The 16,125-nt window shown below is 79.0% G+C and carries 14 protein-coding genes; 7 read left to right on the forward strand and 7 right to left on the reverse strand.

Annotated elements, in window-relative coordinates; genetic code table 11:
- Nucleotides 1-166 precede the first annotated feature (166 nt).
- Complete coding sequence (locus tag ACRYMN_RS16675) at nucleotides 167-427, reverse strand: PLDc N-terminal domain-containing protein (protein WP_432497454.1); 261 nt, start codon at nucleotides 425-427, stop codon at nucleotides 167-169.
- 90 nt (nucleotides 428-517) lie between these two features.
- Nucleotides 518-1,825 (reverse strand): o-succinylbenzoate--CoA ligase, encoded by a 1,308-nt coding sequence (gene menE, locus ACRYMN_RS16680; protein ID WP_432497457.1) that lies wholly within the window; start codon nucleotides 1,823-1,825, stop codon nucleotides 518-520.
- A gap of 238 nt (nucleotides 1,826-2,063) precedes the next feature.
- Between menE and ACRYMN_RS16685 the strand changes: the two genes are divergently transcribed.
- Nucleotides 2,064-4,424 (forward strand): putative bifunctional diguanylate cyclase/phosphodiesterase, encoded by a 2,361-nt coding sequence (locus tag ACRYMN_RS16685; protein WP_432497459.1) that lies wholly within the window; start codon nucleotides 2,064-2,066, stop codon nucleotides 4,422-4,424.
- Between the two features lie 428 nt (nucleotides 4,425-4,852).
- Here ACRYMN_RS16685 and ACRYMN_RS16690 read toward each other — a convergent pair whose 3' ends face one another.
- Complete coding sequence (locus ACRYMN_RS16690; protein ID WP_432497462.1) at nucleotides 4,853-5,794, reverse strand: 1,4-dihydroxy-2-naphthoyl-CoA synthase; 942 nt, start codon at nucleotides 5,792-5,794, stop codon at nucleotides 4,853-4,855.
- 94 nt (nucleotides 5,795-5,888) lie between these two features.
- Between ACRYMN_RS16690 and ACRYMN_RS16695 the strand changes: the two genes are divergently transcribed.
- Nucleotides 5,889-6,965 carry an o-succinylbenzoate synthase gene (locus ACRYMN_RS16695; protein ID WP_432497464.1) on the forward strand — a complete coding sequence of 359 codons (1,077 nt, stop codon included), beginning with the start codon at nucleotides 5,889-5,891 and terminating at the stop codon, nucleotides 6,963-6,965.
- Between the two features lie 9 nt (nucleotides 6,966-6,974).
- Here the strand turns inward: ACRYMN_RS16695 and ACRYMN_RS16700 are convergent, their stop codons facing one another.
- A complete protein-coding gene (locus tag ACRYMN_RS16700) occupies nucleotides 6,975-7,406 on the reverse strand; it encodes a PaaI family thioesterase (protein WP_432497466.1) in 432 nt (143 codons plus the stop codon).
- Between the two features lie 63 nt (nucleotides 7,407-7,469).
- Between ACRYMN_RS16700 and menD the strand changes: the two genes are divergently transcribed.
- Complete coding sequence (menD, locus tag ACRYMN_RS16705) at nucleotides 7,470-9,176, forward strand: 2-succinyl-5-enolpyruvyl-6-hydroxy-3-cyclohexene-1-carboxylic-acid synthase (protein WP_432497469.1); 1,707 nt, start codon at nucleotides 7,470-7,472, stop codon at nucleotides 9,174-9,176.
- Nucleotides 9,177-9,318: 142 nt separating this feature from the next.
- A complete protein-coding gene (locus ACRYMN_RS16710) occupies nucleotides 9,319-10,410 on the forward strand; it encodes an acyltransferase family protein (protein ID WP_432497471.1) in 1,092 nt (363 codons plus the stop codon).
- A gap of 19 nt (nucleotides 10,411-10,429) precedes the next feature.
- Here ACRYMN_RS16710 and dhaM read toward each other — a convergent pair whose 3' ends face one another.
- The 3 genes from dhaM to dhaK are packed head-to-tail and all read right to left on the reverse strand — an operon-like array spanning nucleotide 10,430 to nucleotide 12,512.
- A complete protein-coding gene (gene dhaM / locus ACRYMN_RS16715) occupies nucleotides 10,430-10,834 on the reverse strand; it encodes a dihydroxyacetone kinase phosphoryl donor subunit DhaM (RefSeq protein WP_432497473.1) in 405 nt (134 codons plus the stop codon).
- Nucleotides 10,831-11,520 carry a dihydroxyacetone kinase subunit DhaL gene (gene dhaL, locus ACRYMN_RS16720; protein ID WP_432497475.1) on the reverse strand — a complete coding sequence of 230 codons (690 nt, stop codon included), beginning with the start codon at nucleotides 11,518-11,520 and terminating at the stop codon, nucleotides 10,831-10,833. The genes dhaM and dhaL overlap by 4 nt, the downstream gene beginning before the upstream one ends.
- A complete protein-coding gene (dhaK, locus tag ACRYMN_RS16725) occupies nucleotides 11,517-12,512 on the reverse strand; it encodes a dihydroxyacetone kinase subunit DhaK (protein ID WP_432497478.1) in 996 nt (331 codons plus the stop codon). Before dhaK ends, dhaL begins: the two co-directional genes overlap by 4 nt.
- Nucleotides 12,513-12,653: 141 nt before the next feature.
- Here dhaK and ACRYMN_RS16730 point away from each other — a divergent pair, with 141 nt between their 5' ends.
- From ACRYMN_RS16730 to ACRYMN_RS16740, 3 genes are all read left to right on the forward strand, one after another.
- The gene (locus ACRYMN_RS16730; RefSeq protein WP_432497480.1) at nucleotides 12,654-13,367 is read left to right on the forward strand and encodes a demethylmenaquinone methyltransferase; all 714 of its coding nucleotides are present in this window, start codon (nucleotides 12,654-12,656) and stop codon (nucleotides 13,365-13,367) included.
- A gap of 64 nt (nucleotides 13,368-13,431) precedes the next feature.
- On the forward strand, nucleotides 13,432-14,757 hold the full coding sequence (locus ACRYMN_RS16735) for a geranylgeranyl reductase family protein (RefSeq protein ID WP_432497482.1): 1,326 nt from the start codon (nucleotides 13,432-13,434) through the stop codon (nucleotides 14,755-14,757).
- A gap of 47 nt (nucleotides 14,758-14,804) precedes the next feature.
- Nucleotides 14,805-15,857, forward strand: coding sequence for a polyprenyl synthetase family protein (locus ACRYMN_RS16740; protein ID WP_432497484.1), 1,053 nt, complete (start codon nucleotides 14,805-14,807; stop codon nucleotides 15,855-15,857).
- The last annotated feature ends 268 nt before the right edge of the window (nucleotides 15,858-16,125 follow it).

The raw sequence follows: 16,125 nt of genomic DNA on the forward strand, positions 1-16,125 counted from the left end.
GCGGTGGCCGGGCCTCCGGAGCCCGCCCCGCGTCGCCCGGGTGGGCGCTGGTGCCAGGTCGCGGGCGGAGCTGCCCGGCCACCGCACCGCGCGCCCGCCCGGCCGCCACCCCGGCCACGGTGACGAGACGATCCCGGTGACGGCACGGTCGCGGTGACGGCACCGGTCACAGGCCGCGCAGGAAGTCCTCGTCGTCGTCGGGCCCCTTGGGCCCCGGGCGGTAGCCGCGCACCCCGCCGGCGGGCCCGGCGGTGCCGCGCACGGGCCTGCCGGCCAGCAGGTAGGCCACGGCGCCCACCAGCGGCAGCAGCAGGACGACGGCCAGCCAGCCCCACTTGGGCAGGGTGCGCACCGCGTCCCCGTCGGCCTGCAGGACGCTGACCGCGCTGTACACCGTCAGCCCCACCACCAGGAGCACCGGCAGCACGCTGCGCACTCCTCGACACCTCCTCCGCGGGCCCCGTCCTGGAGCCACACCGGCACGACGAGCGGGCGACCCCGCGGGTTCCCGCCGCGTTCACCGGGTGGGGTGCGTCCCGCCCGCCCCCTCGGCCAGGGCCCGCGCCCGCAGCGCGGCGCGGTCGGGCTTGCCCGGCCCGCGCAGGGGCAGGGCGTCGAGCAGGAGGAGCTGGCGGGGGGCGGCGTGGGCGGCCAGCCGGCCGCGCAGGGCGGCGCGCAGCCCGGCCAGCGTGGGCGCGGCCCCGGGGGCGGGCACGACGGCCGCCACGACGCGCTCGCCCCACTCGTCGTCGGGCACGCCGACGACGACGGCCTCGGCGACGCCGGGCAGGGCCGCCAGCGCGTCCTCGACGAGCGCGGGCGCCACCTTCAGGCCGCCGGTGGTGACGAGGTCGTCCAGGCGGCCGGTGACGCGCACCAGCACCCCGTGCGCGTCGCGGGCGAGCTCGGCGGCGTCGTCGGTGCGGAAGGCGCGGGTGCCGTCGGGGGCGGTGCGGAAGGAGGGGTGGCCGGGGGCGCCGCGGTAGCCGCGGGCGACGACCGGGCCGGTGAGCACCAGGCGCCCGTCGTCCTCCACGGCGGCGCCCACGCCCGCCAGGGGGCGCCCGTCGTACACGCAGCCCCCGCACGTCTCGGAGGAGCCGTAGGTGGTGACGACCCGCACCCCGGCGGCGCGGGCCCGCGCCAGCAGCGGCGCGGGGGTGGCGGCCGCGCCGACGAGGACGGCGTGGTGCGCGGCGAGCGCCTCGACGGCCGCGCCGCCGGCGTCGAGCAGGCGCACCAGCTGGGTCGGCACGAGGGAGGTCAGCAGGCGCGGCGCGGTGCAGGCGGCGGTGGCGGCGGCGAAGGCGGCCGGCTCGAAGCCGCCGGCGCCCTCGACGACGACGGGCTCGGTGCCGGCGCGCACCGAGCGCAGCAGCACCTGCAGGCCGGCGACGTGGTGCCCGGGCAGCGCCAGCACCCACTGCTCCGCGCCCGTCCCGCCGTCGGGGCCGTCGGGGCCGTCGGGGCCGTCGGGGCCGGCGAGGCGGCGGGCGGTGGCGGCGGCGGAGGCGCGCAGCGCGGCGGCGCCCAGCAGGGCGCCCTTGGGGGTGCCGGTGGACCCGGAGGTGGCCACGACGACGGCGGTGGGGTCGTCCGGGTCGTCCTCGCCCGGGTCCAGCGGCTCGCCGGTGCGCAGCGCCGGGTGGGGGGCGGTGCCGGCGGCGTGGGGGTGCCAGGCGGCTCCGGAGCGGCCGGCGAGGACCTCGGCCAGCAGCGGCAGCAGCTCCAGCGCGCGGCGGCCGGCGGGCACCTCCAGCGCGCGCAGCGGCCGGGCGGAGCGGGTGGGCCCGGCGGGTGCGGCCGGGGCGGCGGGGGCGGGCACCGGGTGAGCGTAGGTCGCCGCCGCGGCGCGCGAGGTGGTCCGGAGTGGACGCGCAGTAGTGACAGAATCACGGTCCGTCCTGAGCGGGGCGTGGAGATCGCCGAAGCACCCCGGACGGAGGCACTTCCCGGCGGGTCTGCTCATGGAGCGTGACCAGCCGCTGTCGGAGTGTCAGGATGGCTCCGCTCGCACGGGCGGGGCTCACGAGCCCCGCGGGCGGGGGAGAGAGCGGGGCACGGTGAGCATCAGGGTCCAGGACGGGCGCCCGGTCGCCAGCGTCGTCTACGACGGCGCGGTGGCCCTGGCCGCCGCCTGCGCCGCGCTGGTCGCCGCCCTGGCCTTCGCGCGCGGCGCCGACGCCGCGGCGCTGCGCGACCTCGGCTGGTCGCTGCTCGTCGGCTTCCCCCTGGTGCAGCTGATGACCCGCTTCCCGTTCCAGGTCAACACCAAGCACGCCGGCGTCGAGGTGCAGTTCGACGTGGGCGTGCTGATCTTCCTGCTGTGCTGGCAGCAGACGTGGACCGCGTGGCTGGCCTGGGTGCTGTGCGTGGTGCCCACCAACCTCTCCCAGCGCAAGAGCTGGGTCAGCCGCGTCTACAACGCCTCCATCGGCTCGCTCTTCGCCCCCGTCGCCGTGGGCGTGCTGCACCTGCTGCGCGCCGGCGGGGACGGCAGGTCGATCGCCGTGCGCGGCGACCTCGGCGAGCTGCTGGCGGTGACCGCCGCCGTCGGCGCCGTCTTCGCCGTCGACCTGCTCGTCTCGGCCGTCTCCGTCGCCGTGCAGGAGCGCACCGGCGTGCGCGCCGAGCTGACCCACGCCGGCACCTGGCTCGCCGGCGGCGCCTCCCTGGCCGTCGGCGCCGTCGGCTACCTCGGCGGCATGGTGCGCCACGAGCTGGCGCCCTGGACGGCCGCGCTGCTCGTGGTGCCCGTGGTCGTCACCCTCATCGCCACCCGCGCCCTGCGCACCACCCGCGACGTCGCCCGGCGCACCGAGGCCCTCTTCGAGGCCGCCACCGCCCTGCACACCCAGGGCCGGCGCGACGACCTCGCCCGCGCCCTGAGCAAGCACGCGCGCATGGTCGCCGGCACCCCGGCCGCCACCGTGCGCTCCGTGGGCCCCGGCGAGGGCGAGATCGGCGTGCCCGTCGTCGCCGGCGAGGGCGTGGTCCTCTACGTCACCGCCCCGCGCCGGCGCGACGCCGCCCAGCGCGCCGCCGACGAGAAGGCCCTGGAGGCCCTCGCCTCCGTCGGCGAGGCCGCCTTCTTCCGCGTCGGCGCCAACGAGGAGATGCACGGGCTGGCCCGCCGCGACGTCGTCACCGGCCTGCCCAACCGCCTGCAGTTCACCGAGCGCCTCGCCGTGGAGCTCGAGCGCGCCCGCGCCGGCTCCCACCTGGACCGCCTCGTCGTGCTCTACCTCGACCTCGACGGGTTCAAGGGCGTCAACGACCGCTTCGGCCACGAGGCCGGCGACGAGCTGCTGCGCCTGGTGGGCACCCGCCTGCGCGACACCCTGCGCGGCGGCAGCACCGTCGCGCGCCTGGGCGGCGACGAGTTCGCCGTCCTCGTGCCGCAGTGCCTGGACGTGGAGGGCCTGTGCCGGCGCGTGCTGGCCGCGCTGCGCGTGGAGGTGCGCATGCGCGGGCACGTCGTGCGCGCCCAGGGCAGCATCGGCTGCGCCCGCGCCCGCCCCGGCGACGACGTCGGCACCCTGCTGCGCAACGCCGACACCGCCATGTACCGGGCCAAGGCCACCGGCAAGAACCGCTGGGTGGAGTTCCGCTCGGAGCTGCTGGAGGAGGAGATCGCCCGCCTGCAGGTCGTCGAGGACCTCCAGCAGGCCCCCGCCGACGCCTTCGTCGTGCACTACCAGCCCATCGTGGACCTGGCGACCTCCGAGGTCGTCGGCGTCGAGGCCCTGGTGCGCTGGCGCCGCGACCGCAGCGGCGGCGAGCCGCTCGTGGGGCCGGAGGAGTTCATCGGCCTCGCCGAGCGCTCCGGCACCGTCGTCGGCATCGGCGACGCCGTCCTGCGCACCGTGGCCCGCGACGCCGCCGAGGTGCGCCTGCGCGCCGGGCGCGGCCTGGACCTCATGGTCAACGTCTCGCCCGTGCAGCTGCGCCACCCCGACTTCACCACCCGGGTCGCCGCCGCCGTGGACCTCGCCGCCGCCGGCGGGTGCCGCCTGCACCTGGAGATGACCGAGTCCGTCATGATCGACGACGACAGCGTCGAGGTCCTGCGCGAGCTGGCCGAGACCGGCGCCCAGCTGACCATCGACGACTTCGGCACCGGCTTCTCCTCCCTCGGCTACCTGCGCCACGGCCCGTTCGGCTCGTTCAAGATCGACCGCAGCTTCGTGCGCGACATCGCCACCGAGCCCACCGCCCGCGCCCTCGTCGAGGGCATGGTGAAGATGGGCCAGGCCCTGGGGCTCTCGATCGTCGCCGAGGGCGTCGAGCACCCCGAGCAGGCCGTGATCCTGCGCGAGCTGGGCTGCCCGCTCGCCCAGGGGCACCTGTACTGCCGCCCGCTGCCGCTGCAGGAGCTGCACGCCGTCCTGGCCCGGCCCCACGTCCGCTCGCTCAGCGCCTGAAGCCGTCCCGCCGGGGGTCCGGTCCCGTCACCGGGTCCGGTGCCGTCACCGGGGTCGCCTGCGTCGCCGGGCCCGCGGGGCGTGCGGGTGCCGGGCAGCTCCGCCCGCGCCCTTCCCGGGGCGGCACCACCTCGCGGGGCGTTCGGCGCGGGCTCCGGAGGCCCGGCACCCCCACCCCCCGCGGACCCTCTCAGCGCACCTGGGTGTGTCGTGCTGGAGCACGTGCTGCGGTCGGCGGGGAGGGTGGTCGGGTGGTGGGGTGGCCGGGCCTCCGGAGCCCGCCCCGCGCCGCCCGGGTGAGCGGTGGTGCCGGGTCGCGGGCGGAGCAGCCCGGACGCCGCACCGCGCGACCGCCCGGGTGCCACCTCGACCACGGTGACGCGACGGGCGCCGAACGGGACGGGCGCCGAACCGGACGGACCCGGGGGTCAGAAGTACCAGGGGTACGGCGACCAGTCCGGTTCGCGCTTGGCGAGGAAGGCGTCGCGGCCCTCGACGGCCTCGTCGGTCATGTACGCCAGCCGGGTGGCCTCCCCGGCGAAGACCTGCTGGCCGACCATGCCGTCGTCGACGGCGTTGAAGGCGAACTTCAGCATCCGCTGCGCGGTGGGGGACTTGCCGTTGACCTCGGCGGCCCACTGCAGGGCCGTGGCCTCCAGCTCGGCGTGCGGGACGACGGCGTTGACCATGCCCATCTCGTGGGCCTGCTGGGCGGTGTAGGGGCGGCCGAGGAAGAAGACCTCGCGGGCGAACTTCTGCCCGACCTGGCGGGCGAGGTAGGCGGAGCCGTAGCCGGCGTCGAAGGAGCCGACGTCGGCGTCGGTCTGCTTGAAGCGGGCGTGCTCGGCGCTGGCGAGGGTGAGGTCGGCGACGACGTGCAGGGAGTGCCCGCCGCCGGCGGCCCAGCCGGGCACGACGGCGATGACGACCTTGGGCATGAAGCGGATGAGGCGCTGCACCTCCAGCACGTGCAGGCGCCCGCCCTCGGCCTTCGCGCGCACCTCGTCGACGGTGTCGGCGGTCTCGCCCTCGGCGTACTGGTAGCCGGAGCGGCCGCGGACGCGCTGGTCGCCGCCGGAGCAGAACGCCCAGCCGCCGTCCTTCGGGCTGGGGCCGTTGCCGGTGAGCAGCACGCAGCCGACGTCGGGGGTGCGGCGGGCGTGGTCGAGGGCGCGGGCGAGCTCGTCGACGGTGCGCGGGCGGAAGGCGTTGCGCACCTCGGGGCGGTCGAAGGCGATGCGCACGGTGCCGCGCTCGCGGCCGGGGCGCACGCAGCGGTGGTAGGTGACGTCGGTGAGGTCCTCGAAGCCGGGCACCCGCGCCCACGCCGAGGGGTCGAAGGTCTCGCTGACACCGTCCAGGGCCGACACGTGCCCGACCCTACGGCTCCGGCCCGGCGGCCCCGCTCCCGCGGCCCGCACGGCCCGCCCGGGGTGGCGCCGCGGGCCGGGGCAGGATGGCGCGGTGGACCAGGACGCGGGGACCGCCCCGCCGCTGCCGCCGCTGGGGGACCTGCTCGACGCCGCGCGGGTGGTGCGCCTGCCGCTGCGCCGGCGCTTCCGCGGGCTGACCGAGCGCGAGGCGCTGCTGCTGCGCGGGCCGGCCGGGTGGGGGGAGTTCGCGCCCTTCACCGAGTACGGGCCCGGGGAGTCCGCGCGCTGGCTGGCCGCCGCGGTCGAGGCCGCGTGGGTGGGGCCGCCGGCGCCGCGGCGCGAGCGGGTGGAGGTCAACGCCACCGTCCCGGCCGTCCCGGCGCACGACGTGCCGGCGGTGCTGGCGCGCTTCCCCGGCTGCCGCACCGCGAAGGTGAAGGTCGCCGAGCGCGGCGCGCCGTTCGCGCAGCGCCTGGCCGAGGACGTCGCCCGGGTGCGCGCGGTGCGCGAGGTGCTCGGCCCCGGCGGGCGGGTGCGGGTGGACGCCAACGGCGCGTGGGGCGTGGACGAGGCCGAGCGGGCGCTGGGGGCCCTCGGCGAGAGCGGCCTGGAGTACGCCGAGCAGCCGTGCGCGACGCTGGAGGGGATGGCCGAGCTGCGCCGCCGCCTGGCGCGCGCCGGCGCGCCCGTGCTCCTGGCCGCGGACGAGAGCGTGCGCAAGGCGGAGGACCCGCTGCGGGTGGCGGGGCTGGAGGCCGCCGACGTCGTCGTGGTGAAGGTGGCGCCGCTGGGCGGGGTGCGCCCGGCCCTGGCGGTGGCCGCGGCGTGCGGGCTGCCCGTGGTGGTCTCCAGCGCGCTGGACACCTCCGTGGGCCTGGCCGCGGGCGCGGCGCTGGCCGCGGCGCTGCCGCGCCTGCCGTTCGCGTGCGGCCTGGGCACCGGCGCGCTGCTGGCCGCCGACGTCACCGCCGAGCCGCTGCTGCCGGTCGGCGGCACGCTGGCGGTGGGCCCGGCGCGCGCGGAGGAGGACCTGCTGGCCGCGCACCGCGCCCCCGCCGCGCGCGGGGCGTGGTGGCGCGAGCGCCTGGCCGCGTGCCGCGCGGTCCTGGCGGGCACCGCGGACGGGGCGGGCACCGCGGACGGGGCGGGGGGTGCGGGGCGCGGCTGAGCGCCCCGCTCAGGCGCCGGGCGCCGGGCGCACCAGGTTGGTGATGCGCGCGGTGCACAGCCGCCGGCCGGCCTCGTCGGTGACGACCACCTCGTGGCTGCACAGGGTGCGCCCCAGCGAGATCGCCGTGGCGGTGCCGGTGACCAGCCCGGAGGAGGCCGAGCGGTGGTGGGTGGCGTTGAGGTCGGTGCCCAGCGCCTGCCCGCCGGGCCACACGTGCAGCAGCGCGCCGATGGAGCCCAGCGTCTCCGCCAGCGCGCAGGAGGCCCCGCCGTGCAGCAGCCCGGCGACCTGCGTGTTGCCCTCCACCGGCATCGTGGCCACCAGCCGCTGCGGGCTCGCCTCGACGAACTCGATGCCCAGCCGCTCGACCAGCCCGCCGGGCGGGAGGACCGCCAGCAGCTCCTCCAGGGACGGCAGCGGCCGCGTGCTCTCGCTCACACCGGGAGGCTGCCACACGTCCCCGGGCGCGTGGCGGGGCCCGGCAGGGGGTCCAATGGGGGGGTGAACCCCTCGACCGCGCTCGCGACGGTCCTCGTCGACGCGCTGGTCTCCCTGGGCCTGCGCCACCTCGTCCTCTCGCCCGGCTCGCGCAGCGCGCCCCTGGCGTACGCGGCCGCGGCCGCCGCCGACGCCGGGCGCCTGCAGCTGCACGTGCGCGTGGACGAGCGCAGCGCCGGGTTCCTGGCCCTGGGCCTGGCGCGCGGTGCGCTGACGGACGGGCGGGACCCGCTGGTGGCGGTGGTCACCACCAGCGGCACCGCGGTGGCGAACCTGCACCCGGCGGTGCTGGAGGCCTCCCACGCGGGCGTGCCGCTGCTGGTGCTCTCCGCCGACCGCCCCCACGAGCTGCGCGGCTCCGGCGCCAGCCAGACCGCCGACGCCCAGGCGCGCCTGTTCCTGCCCTCGGTGCGCTTCTCCGCCGACGTGCCCGCGCCGGTGGACCCGGCCCGGCAGGCGCCCGCGTGGCGCTCGGTGGTCGCCCGCGCGGCCGCCGCGGCCCGCGGCGCGCGCGGGGAGGGCGCGGGCCCCGCGCACGTCAACGTCGCCTTCGCCGAGCCGCTGACGCCCTCCCCGGGCGCGGCGCCGGCCGGCGGCGCGGGCCTGGCGCGCGTGCAGCCGCTGCCGGCGCCGGCGCCGGTGCTGCTGCCGCGCGGCCCGCGCACCCTCGTGCTGGCCGGCGACGCCCCGCACCCGTCGGTGGGCGCGGCCGCGCGGGCGCTGGCCGAGGACGCCGGCTGGCCGCTGCTGGCCGAGCCCAGCTCCGGCGCGCGCGGCGGGTCGCAGGCGGTGGGCCCCTACCGGCTGCTGCTGGGCGCCGCCGACGCCGAGGGCCCGCTGGACGCCGCCGAGCGCGTCGTCGTCTTCGGCCACCCCACGCTCTCGCGCCCGGTCAGCCGCCTGCTGGCGCGCGACGACGTCGAGCTCGTCGTCGTCAGCGCCTCCGGGCGCTGGCCCGACGCCGGCTTCCGCGCCGCGCAGGTGCTGCCGGCGGCGGCGGTGGCCGGGCCCCCCGGCGAGCGGGAGCTGGAGTTCTCCGCCCGCTGGGCGCGCGCGGGCAAGCTCGCCGCCGACGCCGTCGACGCGCTGCTGGACGCCGAGGCCGCCGCCGGCGCGCTCAGCGGCCCGTGGGCGGCGCGCCAGGCGGTGGCCGCGTGCGCCGCGGACGGCGCGGCGTTCGTGGTGGCCGCCAGCAACCCGGTGCGCGACGCGGACCTGGCCGCGCGCCCGGCGGGGGTGCCCACGGTCTCCAACCGCGGCCTGGCCGGCATCGACGGCACCCTGGCCACCGCCTCGGGCGTGGCGCTGGCCCGCCGCGGCGGCGCGCGCCTGCTCGTGGGCGACCTGGCCTTCCTGCACGACGCCAACGCGCTGCTGCCCGTGGTGGGCGAGGAGCGCCCGGACCTGACGGTGGTGCTCGTCAACGACGACGGCGGCGGCATCTTCGAGACGCTCGAGCACGCCGCGGCGGTGCCGCGCACCACCTTCGAGCGGGTGGTGGCCACCCCGCACGGGGTGGACGTGGCGGCGCTGTGCGCGGCCTCGGGGGTGGCGCACGTGCGGGCGGCCTCGCCGGCGCGGGCGGCCGCCGAGATCGCGGCGCGCCCGTCGGGCCTGCGGGTGGTCGAGCTGCGCGTGCCGCGACCCGAGGTCGCCGCCCGTGCGCAGCGCGTCACGGACGCGGTGCGCGCCGCCGTCGCCGCCGGCTGAGCCGGCCCGACCCGCGGCGCGCGCAGCTGAGAGCGGGCTGAGCCGGGCACCCGCACGGGGCTTGTGGGCGGGCCCGCGCACCCCTACCTTCCGTCGCGTCAGGGTCGGTCCCCACCGGCCGGCGCACAGCGGGGGAGGCCCAGTGAGCACGACCGGGACGAGCGCGGGCACGACGGGCGCGGACGGGGTGCTGCCCCGTCCGCGCGGCGCGTCGGCGTCGCCGCGGGTGGCGTGGGCCGACGCGGGCAAGGGCGCGGCCATCGCGCTGGTGGTGCTGACCCACGCGACGATCTTCGTGGAGGTCGCCGGGCACTCCAGCGCCGAGTGGAACGCCTTCAACAGCCTCATCGTGGGCGCGCGCATGCCGCTGTTCTTCGCCGTCTCGGGCCTGTTCGCCGCCTCGGCGCTGGCCCGCCCGTGGGGCGAGGCGCTGCGCCGCCGGGTGGTGCCCAGCGCGTGGCTCTTCGTCGTGTGGCTGGTGGTCACCACCGCCTTCTTCGCCGCCGGGCCGTGGCCGGACTGGGGCCAGGCCGACGGCGCCCGCGACCTCGCCACCACGCTCGTCCTGCCCGACACGGAGCTGTGGTACCTGTACGCGCTCGTGCTGCACGCCCTCGTGGCGCTGGCCACCCGCCGCCTGCCCGCCGCGGTGCCGCTGGCCGGCGCGGCGGTGCTGTCGGTGCTCGTGGGCGCCGGCTGGCTGGCCACGGGCAGCTGGGGGCTCGACGACACCCTGGCCAACCTCGTCTTCTTCCTCGCCGGCGTGCACGGCCGGCGGGTGCTGACCGCCCTGGGCGAGCGCGTGCGCCCGCTCACCACCGCCGCCCTGCTCGTCGGCTACCTGCTCTTCGCCGGCGTGGTCGGCCGGCTGGACCTGCACCTGGTGCCCGGCGTGCCGCTGGTGCGCGGCGCGCTGGGCACCGCCGCCGCGGTGGCCTGCTGCGCGCTGCTGGTGCGCTGGTGGCCGCGCACCCCGCTGCTGGCCCTGGGCCGCTCCACCCTGCCCGTGTACGTCACCCACGTGCTGGTGCTCGCCGCGCTGGCCCGGGCCGTGCGCCTGCTGGCCCCGGGGGAGCTGCCCGGCCCGGTGCGGCTGCTGCTGCCGCCGGCGCTGGCGCTCGTCGCCGTCCTCGTCGGCTACGCGCTGCGCGGTCCGCTGGCCCGGGTGCCCTGGCTGATGGCCGCCCCCGCGGCGCTGACCCGTCGGCCCCGGCCCGCCGGCGCCCGGGCCTGACCGCCGGGGGCCGGCCGCCTCAGAGCTTGCGCATCCCGCGGGCCAGCTCGGCCTGGGCGACGACCCCGTCCAGGCCGGCGCCGGTGGCCGCCGTCACCGCCGCGGCCACCGCGCCCTCCAGGAACGGCGCGTCCACCAGGCGCACCCGCGCCGGCTCGTCGCCCTCCAGCTCCGCCAGCCACGCCCGGGCGGTGAGCACCGCGCTGCCCAGGTCGACGAGCACGGCCACGTCCGCGCCCGCCGCCAGCGCCTCGCGGCACGCCTCGTCCAGGGCGTCCACGCTCGTGCCCAAGCCGCCGTCGGCGGTGCCGCCGACGGCGTGCACCCGCCGCGGGTCCCCGGCGACCTGACCGGCCAGCTCGGCCACCCCGGCGGCCGCCCGCGCGCTGTGCGAGAGCAGCACCAGGTGCACCGGGGCGCTCACGCGGAACCCTCGAGCACCTCGGCCAGCGCCCCCACCAGCAGCTCCACCGAGCGCGCCCCGGGGTCCAGGTGCCCGGCGCTGCGCGGGCCCAGGTAGCTGGCGCGGCCCTTGCGGGCCACCAGCGGCACGGTGGAGGCGGCGCCGGCACCCGCGGCGCCGGCGGCGGCGCGCGCGGCGGCGGCCGCACCGGCACCGCGGGCGGCGGCCCGCTCGAGCTCCACGACGGCCGGCTCGAGCGCGTCGACCATCGTCGCGTCGCCCGCGCTCGCCCCGCCCAGGCCCACCACCCCCTCCAGCGCCGCGCGCAGGGCCGCCGCCAGCGCGGCCGCGTCGGCCGCCGGGGCGTCGCCCAGGGCCTTGCCGGCGCGGCGCAGCGCGGTGCCGAACAGCGGGCCGCTGGCGCCGCCGACGGTGCTGACCAGGGTGCGCCCGGCCGCCGCGAGGACCTCCCCGGGCGTGGTGGCGCCCGCGCCGGGCCCGGCGAGCGCGGCGCGCACCGCCTCGGTGCCGCGGTGCAGGTTCACGCCGTGGTCGGAATCGCCGATCGGGCGGTCCAGGTCCGTCAGCTCCCCGGCGCGCTCGGCCACCAGGGCGGCGAAGCGCTCCAGCCAGGCGCGCGCCGCCGCCGCGTCGAGGGCGTCGAGCGCGCCGGGGGCCGTGGGAGCGTCGGGGGCCACCGCGCTCACCGGCCCCAGCGCAGCGCGGGGGTGGCCACGGGGGCGTCCCACAGCCGGGTCAGGCGCTCGTCGAGCCGGCACACCGAGACCATGGCCCCGGCCATCTCCAGGCTGGTGACGTAGTCGCCCACGAGCATGCGCACCACCCGCGCGCCGCGCTCCTGCACGGCCGCGTGCACGTCGGCGGCCAGCACCTGCAGCTCCAGCAGCGGCGTGGCGCCGGTGCCGTTGACCAGGACGAGCACGTCCTCACCGCCCAGGGGGGCGTCGTCGGCGATGGCGCCCACGCTGATCGCGGCGATCTCGCGGGCGGTGCCCACCGGCACCTGCTCGCGCCCGGGCTCGCCGTGGATGCCGATGCCGACCTCCATGCGCCCGGGCTCCAGCTCGAAGCCGGGCTTGTCGGAGCCGGGCACGGTGCAGGCGCTCAGGGCCACGCCGAAGCTGCGCGAGCGCTGCACCACCTCGCGGCCCAGGGCGGCCAGCTCGCCCAGCAGCAGGCCCTCCTCGGCGGCCGCGCCGACGACCTTCTCCACGAACAGGGTGGCGCCGGTGCCGCGGCGCCCGGCGGTGTAGGTGCTGTCGGTGACGGCCACGTCGTCGTCGACGAGCACGGTCTCCACCGCGATGCCGTCGTCGTCGGCCAGCTCGGCGGCCATGCGGAAGTTGAGCACGTCGCCGGTGTAGTTCTTCACCACGTGCAGCACGCCCGCCCCGCCGGAGGCGGCGCGGGTCGCGGCGAGGACCTGGTCGGGCACGGGGGAGGTGAACACCGCCCCGCAGGCGGCCGCGTCGAGCATGCCGTGGCCGACGAAGCCGGCGTGCAGGGGCTCGTGCCCGGAGCCCCCGCCGGAGACCAGGCCCACCTTGCCGGGGCGGGTGCCGCCGGCGCGCGAGACCACCCGCGCGCCGACGTCGACGGCGAGCTCGGGGTGGGCCAGGGCCAGGCCGCGCAGGGCGTCGGGGACGGCGTCGGCGGGGTCGTTGAGCAGCTTCGTCATCGTGGGGCTCCTCGGGTCGGGCCGGCGGCGGCCGTGCCGGGAGGACGTCCGCGCCGACGTCACGCAGGAAGCTAGGCAGGCCCGCCGGGCGTGTCAACGGCCCGTCGGGGAGCGGGCGCGCGGACCTGGGAGGATGGTGCCGTGACTCCCCCCGGGCGCGAGCTGGCCGACCTGACGAAGCGCCCGCGCCAGGTCTCGGCGATGTTCGACGACGTCGCGCCGCGCTACGACGTGACCAACGACGTCCTCTCCGCCGGCCAGGACCGGCTGTGGCGGCGCGCGGTGGTGCGCGCGGTGGACGCCCGCCCCGGCGAGCTGGTGCTGGACCTCGCCGCGGGCACCGGCACCTCCAGCGAGCCGTTCGCCGACCGCGGCGTGCGCGTGGTGCCGTGCGACTTCTCCCTGGGCATGCTGCGCACCGGCAAGCGCCGCCGCCCGGACCTGCCCTTCACCGCCGGCGACGCCACGCGCCTGCCGTTCGCCGACGGCGCCTTCGACGCGGTGACGATCTCCTTCGGCCTGCGCAACGTCGTCGACGTCGACACCGCGCTGCGGGAGGTGGCGCGCGTGGTGCGCCCGGGCGGGCGGCTGGTGGTGTGCGAGTTCTCCACCCCGCCGCACCCGCTGGTGCGCCGCGCCTACGGCGCCTACCTGCACCACGGCCTGCCGCGGGTGGCGCGCCTGGTCAGCTCCCACGGCGAGGCCTACGGCTACCTCATGGAGTCCATCGACGCCTGGCCGGACCAGCGCGCGCTGGCCGCGCGCATCGGCGCGGCCGGCTGGGGCGCGGTGCAGTGGCGCGACCTGTCGGCGGGCGTGGTCGCGCTGCACCGGGCCGTGCGCGCGTCGGCCTGAGCGCCGCGAACTACACTCGAGGAGCTCGTGAAGCTTTTCACGAGCTGGGACGACGGAGGACCACGTGGCGGTCGAGACCGGTGGCGCGCGGCGCGCCGCCCAGCGCGCGGAGCAGGACGCCGACGTCCTCGTCGTCGGCGCCGGGCCGGCCGGCTCCACCCTGGCGCGCCACCTGGCCGCGGCCGGGCGGCGGGTGCTGGTGCTGGAGAAGGGCTCCTTCCCCCGCGAGAAGGTCTGCGGCGACGGCCTGACCCCGCGCGCCACCCGCGAGATCGAGCTGCTGGGCCTGCCCACCCCCGCCGAGGACGGCTGGATCCGCAACAAGGGCCTGCGCCTGCTCGGCGGCGGGGTGCGCCTGGAGGTGCCCTGGCCGGAGATCACCGACTTCCCCGCCCACGGGCTGGTGCGCACCCGCGCCCGCTTCGACCAGGCGCTGGCCGAGCACGCCCGCGCCGGCGGGGCCGAGGTGCTCGAGCGCACCTCGGTCACCGGCCCCGTCCTGGACGAGCGCACCGGGCAGGTCGTGGGCGTGCGCGCGCGCCCGGTGGACGAGCGCGGCCGGCGCGCCGGCGAGGAGCGCGAGCACCGCGCCCCCGTGGTCGTGGCCGCCGACGGGGTGGGCAGCCGCCTGGCGCTGGCGATGGGCCTGCACCGGCGCGAGGACCGCCCCCTGGGCGTGGCGGTGCGCACCTACTTCCGCAGCCGGCGCCACGACGACGACTGGATGGAGAGCTGGCTGGAGCTGCGCGAGCCGGGCGCGCGCCCGCACGAGCTGCTGCCCGGCTACGGCTGGGTCTTCGGCGTGGGCGACGGCACCAGCAACGTCGGCCTGGGCGTGCTCAAGGCCGACGCCGGCTCCGGCGAGGTGGACTACCGCGACCTGCTGCGCCGCTGGCTGGCCTCGATGCCGCCGGAGTGGGGCTTCGAGCCCGAGCACCAGGTGGGGGAGGTGCGCGGAGCGGCGCTGCCGATGGCCTTCAACCGCACCCCGCACTACACGCGCGGGCTGCTGCTGCTCGGCGACGCCGGCGGGATGGTCAACCCGTTCAACGGCGAGGGCATCGCCTACGCGATGCAGTCCGCGCGCCTGGCCGCCGACGTCGTCGACCGCGCCCTGGACGCGCCCGGTGAGCGCGGGCGCGAGCGCGCCCTGCACGGCTACCCGGCCGCGCTGCGCGCGGAGCTGGGCGGCTACTTCACGCTGGGGCGCGCCTTCGTCGCCCTCATCGGCCACCCGGAGGTCATGCGCGTGGCCACGCGCTTCGGCCTGCCGCGGCCGCGGCTGATGGACCTGGTGGTCAAGCTGCTGGCGAACCTGGCCGACCCCACCTCGAAGGACGCCGCCGACCGCGTGGTCGTGGCGCTGCAGCGACTGGCTCCGGCCGCGTGACGGACGTGGGGAACGCCACGTGAGGAACGCCACGTGAGGAGCGACGCGTGAGGAGCGACGTGAGGGGTACCGGGGGAGTCGTGGGACCGGTGGCGACGAGCACGGGCGCGGGGCTGCCGACGGCGGACCCGGGCCTGGAGTCCGCCCTGCGCGCGGGCCTGGAGGTCGTCGAGGACCACCTGCGCGCGGCGGTGGGCAACACCGACCCGCTGGCCGACGCCGCCTCCCGCCACCTGGTGCAGGCCGGCGGCAAGCGCGTGCGCCCGATGCTCACCCTGCTCGGGGCCCACTTCGGCGACGCCTCGCGCCCGGAGGTCGTCGACGCCGCGGTGGTCGTGGAGCTGACGCACCTGGCCTCGCTATACCACGACGACGTCATGGACTCCGCGCCCACGCGGCGCGGGGCGCCGGCGGCGCAGCGCGTGTGGGGCAACAACGTCGCCATCCTCACCGGCGACCTGCTCTTCGCGCGCGCCTCCAACGTCGTCGCCGGGCTGGGCCCGGAGGCGGTGCGGGTGCAGGCGCAGACCTTCGAGCGGCTGTGCCTGGGCCAGCTGCACGAGACGGTCGGCCCGCGCCCGGACGAGGACCCGGTGGCGCACCACCTGTCCGTGCTCAGCGACAAGACCGCCTCGCTCATCGCCACCGCCGGGCGCTTCGGCGCGCAGTTCGCCGGCGCCGCCCCCGAGGTGGTGCGCGCCATGGTGCGCTACGGCGAGGACGTCGGCGTGGCCTTCCAGCTGGCCGACGACGTGCTCGACCTCACCAGCGACGTCGGCGACTCGGGCAAGCGCCCGGGCACCGACCTGCGCGAGGGCGTGCCCACCCTGCCGGTGCTGCTGGCGCGCCGGGCCGCCGCCGAGGGCGACGCGGACGCCGCGCGCGTGGTGGCGCTGCTGGACTCCGGCCACCTCGGCGACGACGACGTCCTGGCCCGCGCCGTGCGGGCCCTGGCGGCGCACCCGGCCACGGCGCAGGCGCGCGCGACCGCGCGCCGGTGGGCCGAGCGCGCCACCGCCCACCTGGCGGGCCTGCCCGAGTGCCCGGCGCGCCGGGCGCTGGAGGTCTACGCGGGCTCGGTCGCCGACCGCGTCGGCTGAGCCGGCGCCGCACCGGCGCCCCTCGAGCCCGCGGCGCCTCGAGCGCGCGGCGCCGCGAGCGGGCGGTGCGCGCAGCCGCGCGCCGGGTGAGCACCGCGCACCCGCACGGGTGGTCCCCGCCGCCGCGGGCGCTCCGCGGCCCCCGGGCGCGCCAGGATCGCCCACCGTGCCCAGCCGACACCGAGCCACCGCCCGCGCCCGCGGCCCGCGCCCGCCGCGCGGCGGGCCCGCCCTGCTCGCCGGCGCCCTGGGCTGCAGCGCCCTGGCC

The sequence above is a fragment of the Kineococcus gypseus genome (assembly GCF_050871305.1).
In the GTDB taxonomy this organism is placed as follows: Bacteria; Actinomycetota; Actinomycetes; order Actinomycetales; family Kineococcaceae; genus Kineococcus; species Kineococcus gypseus.

What these genes read in the sequence shown, in the direction of transcription:
- dhaK (WP_432497478.1), bottom strand. Translation starts at nt 12,512, where the DNA reads ATGACGAAGCTGCTCAACGACCCCGCCGACGCCGTCCCCGACGCCCTG.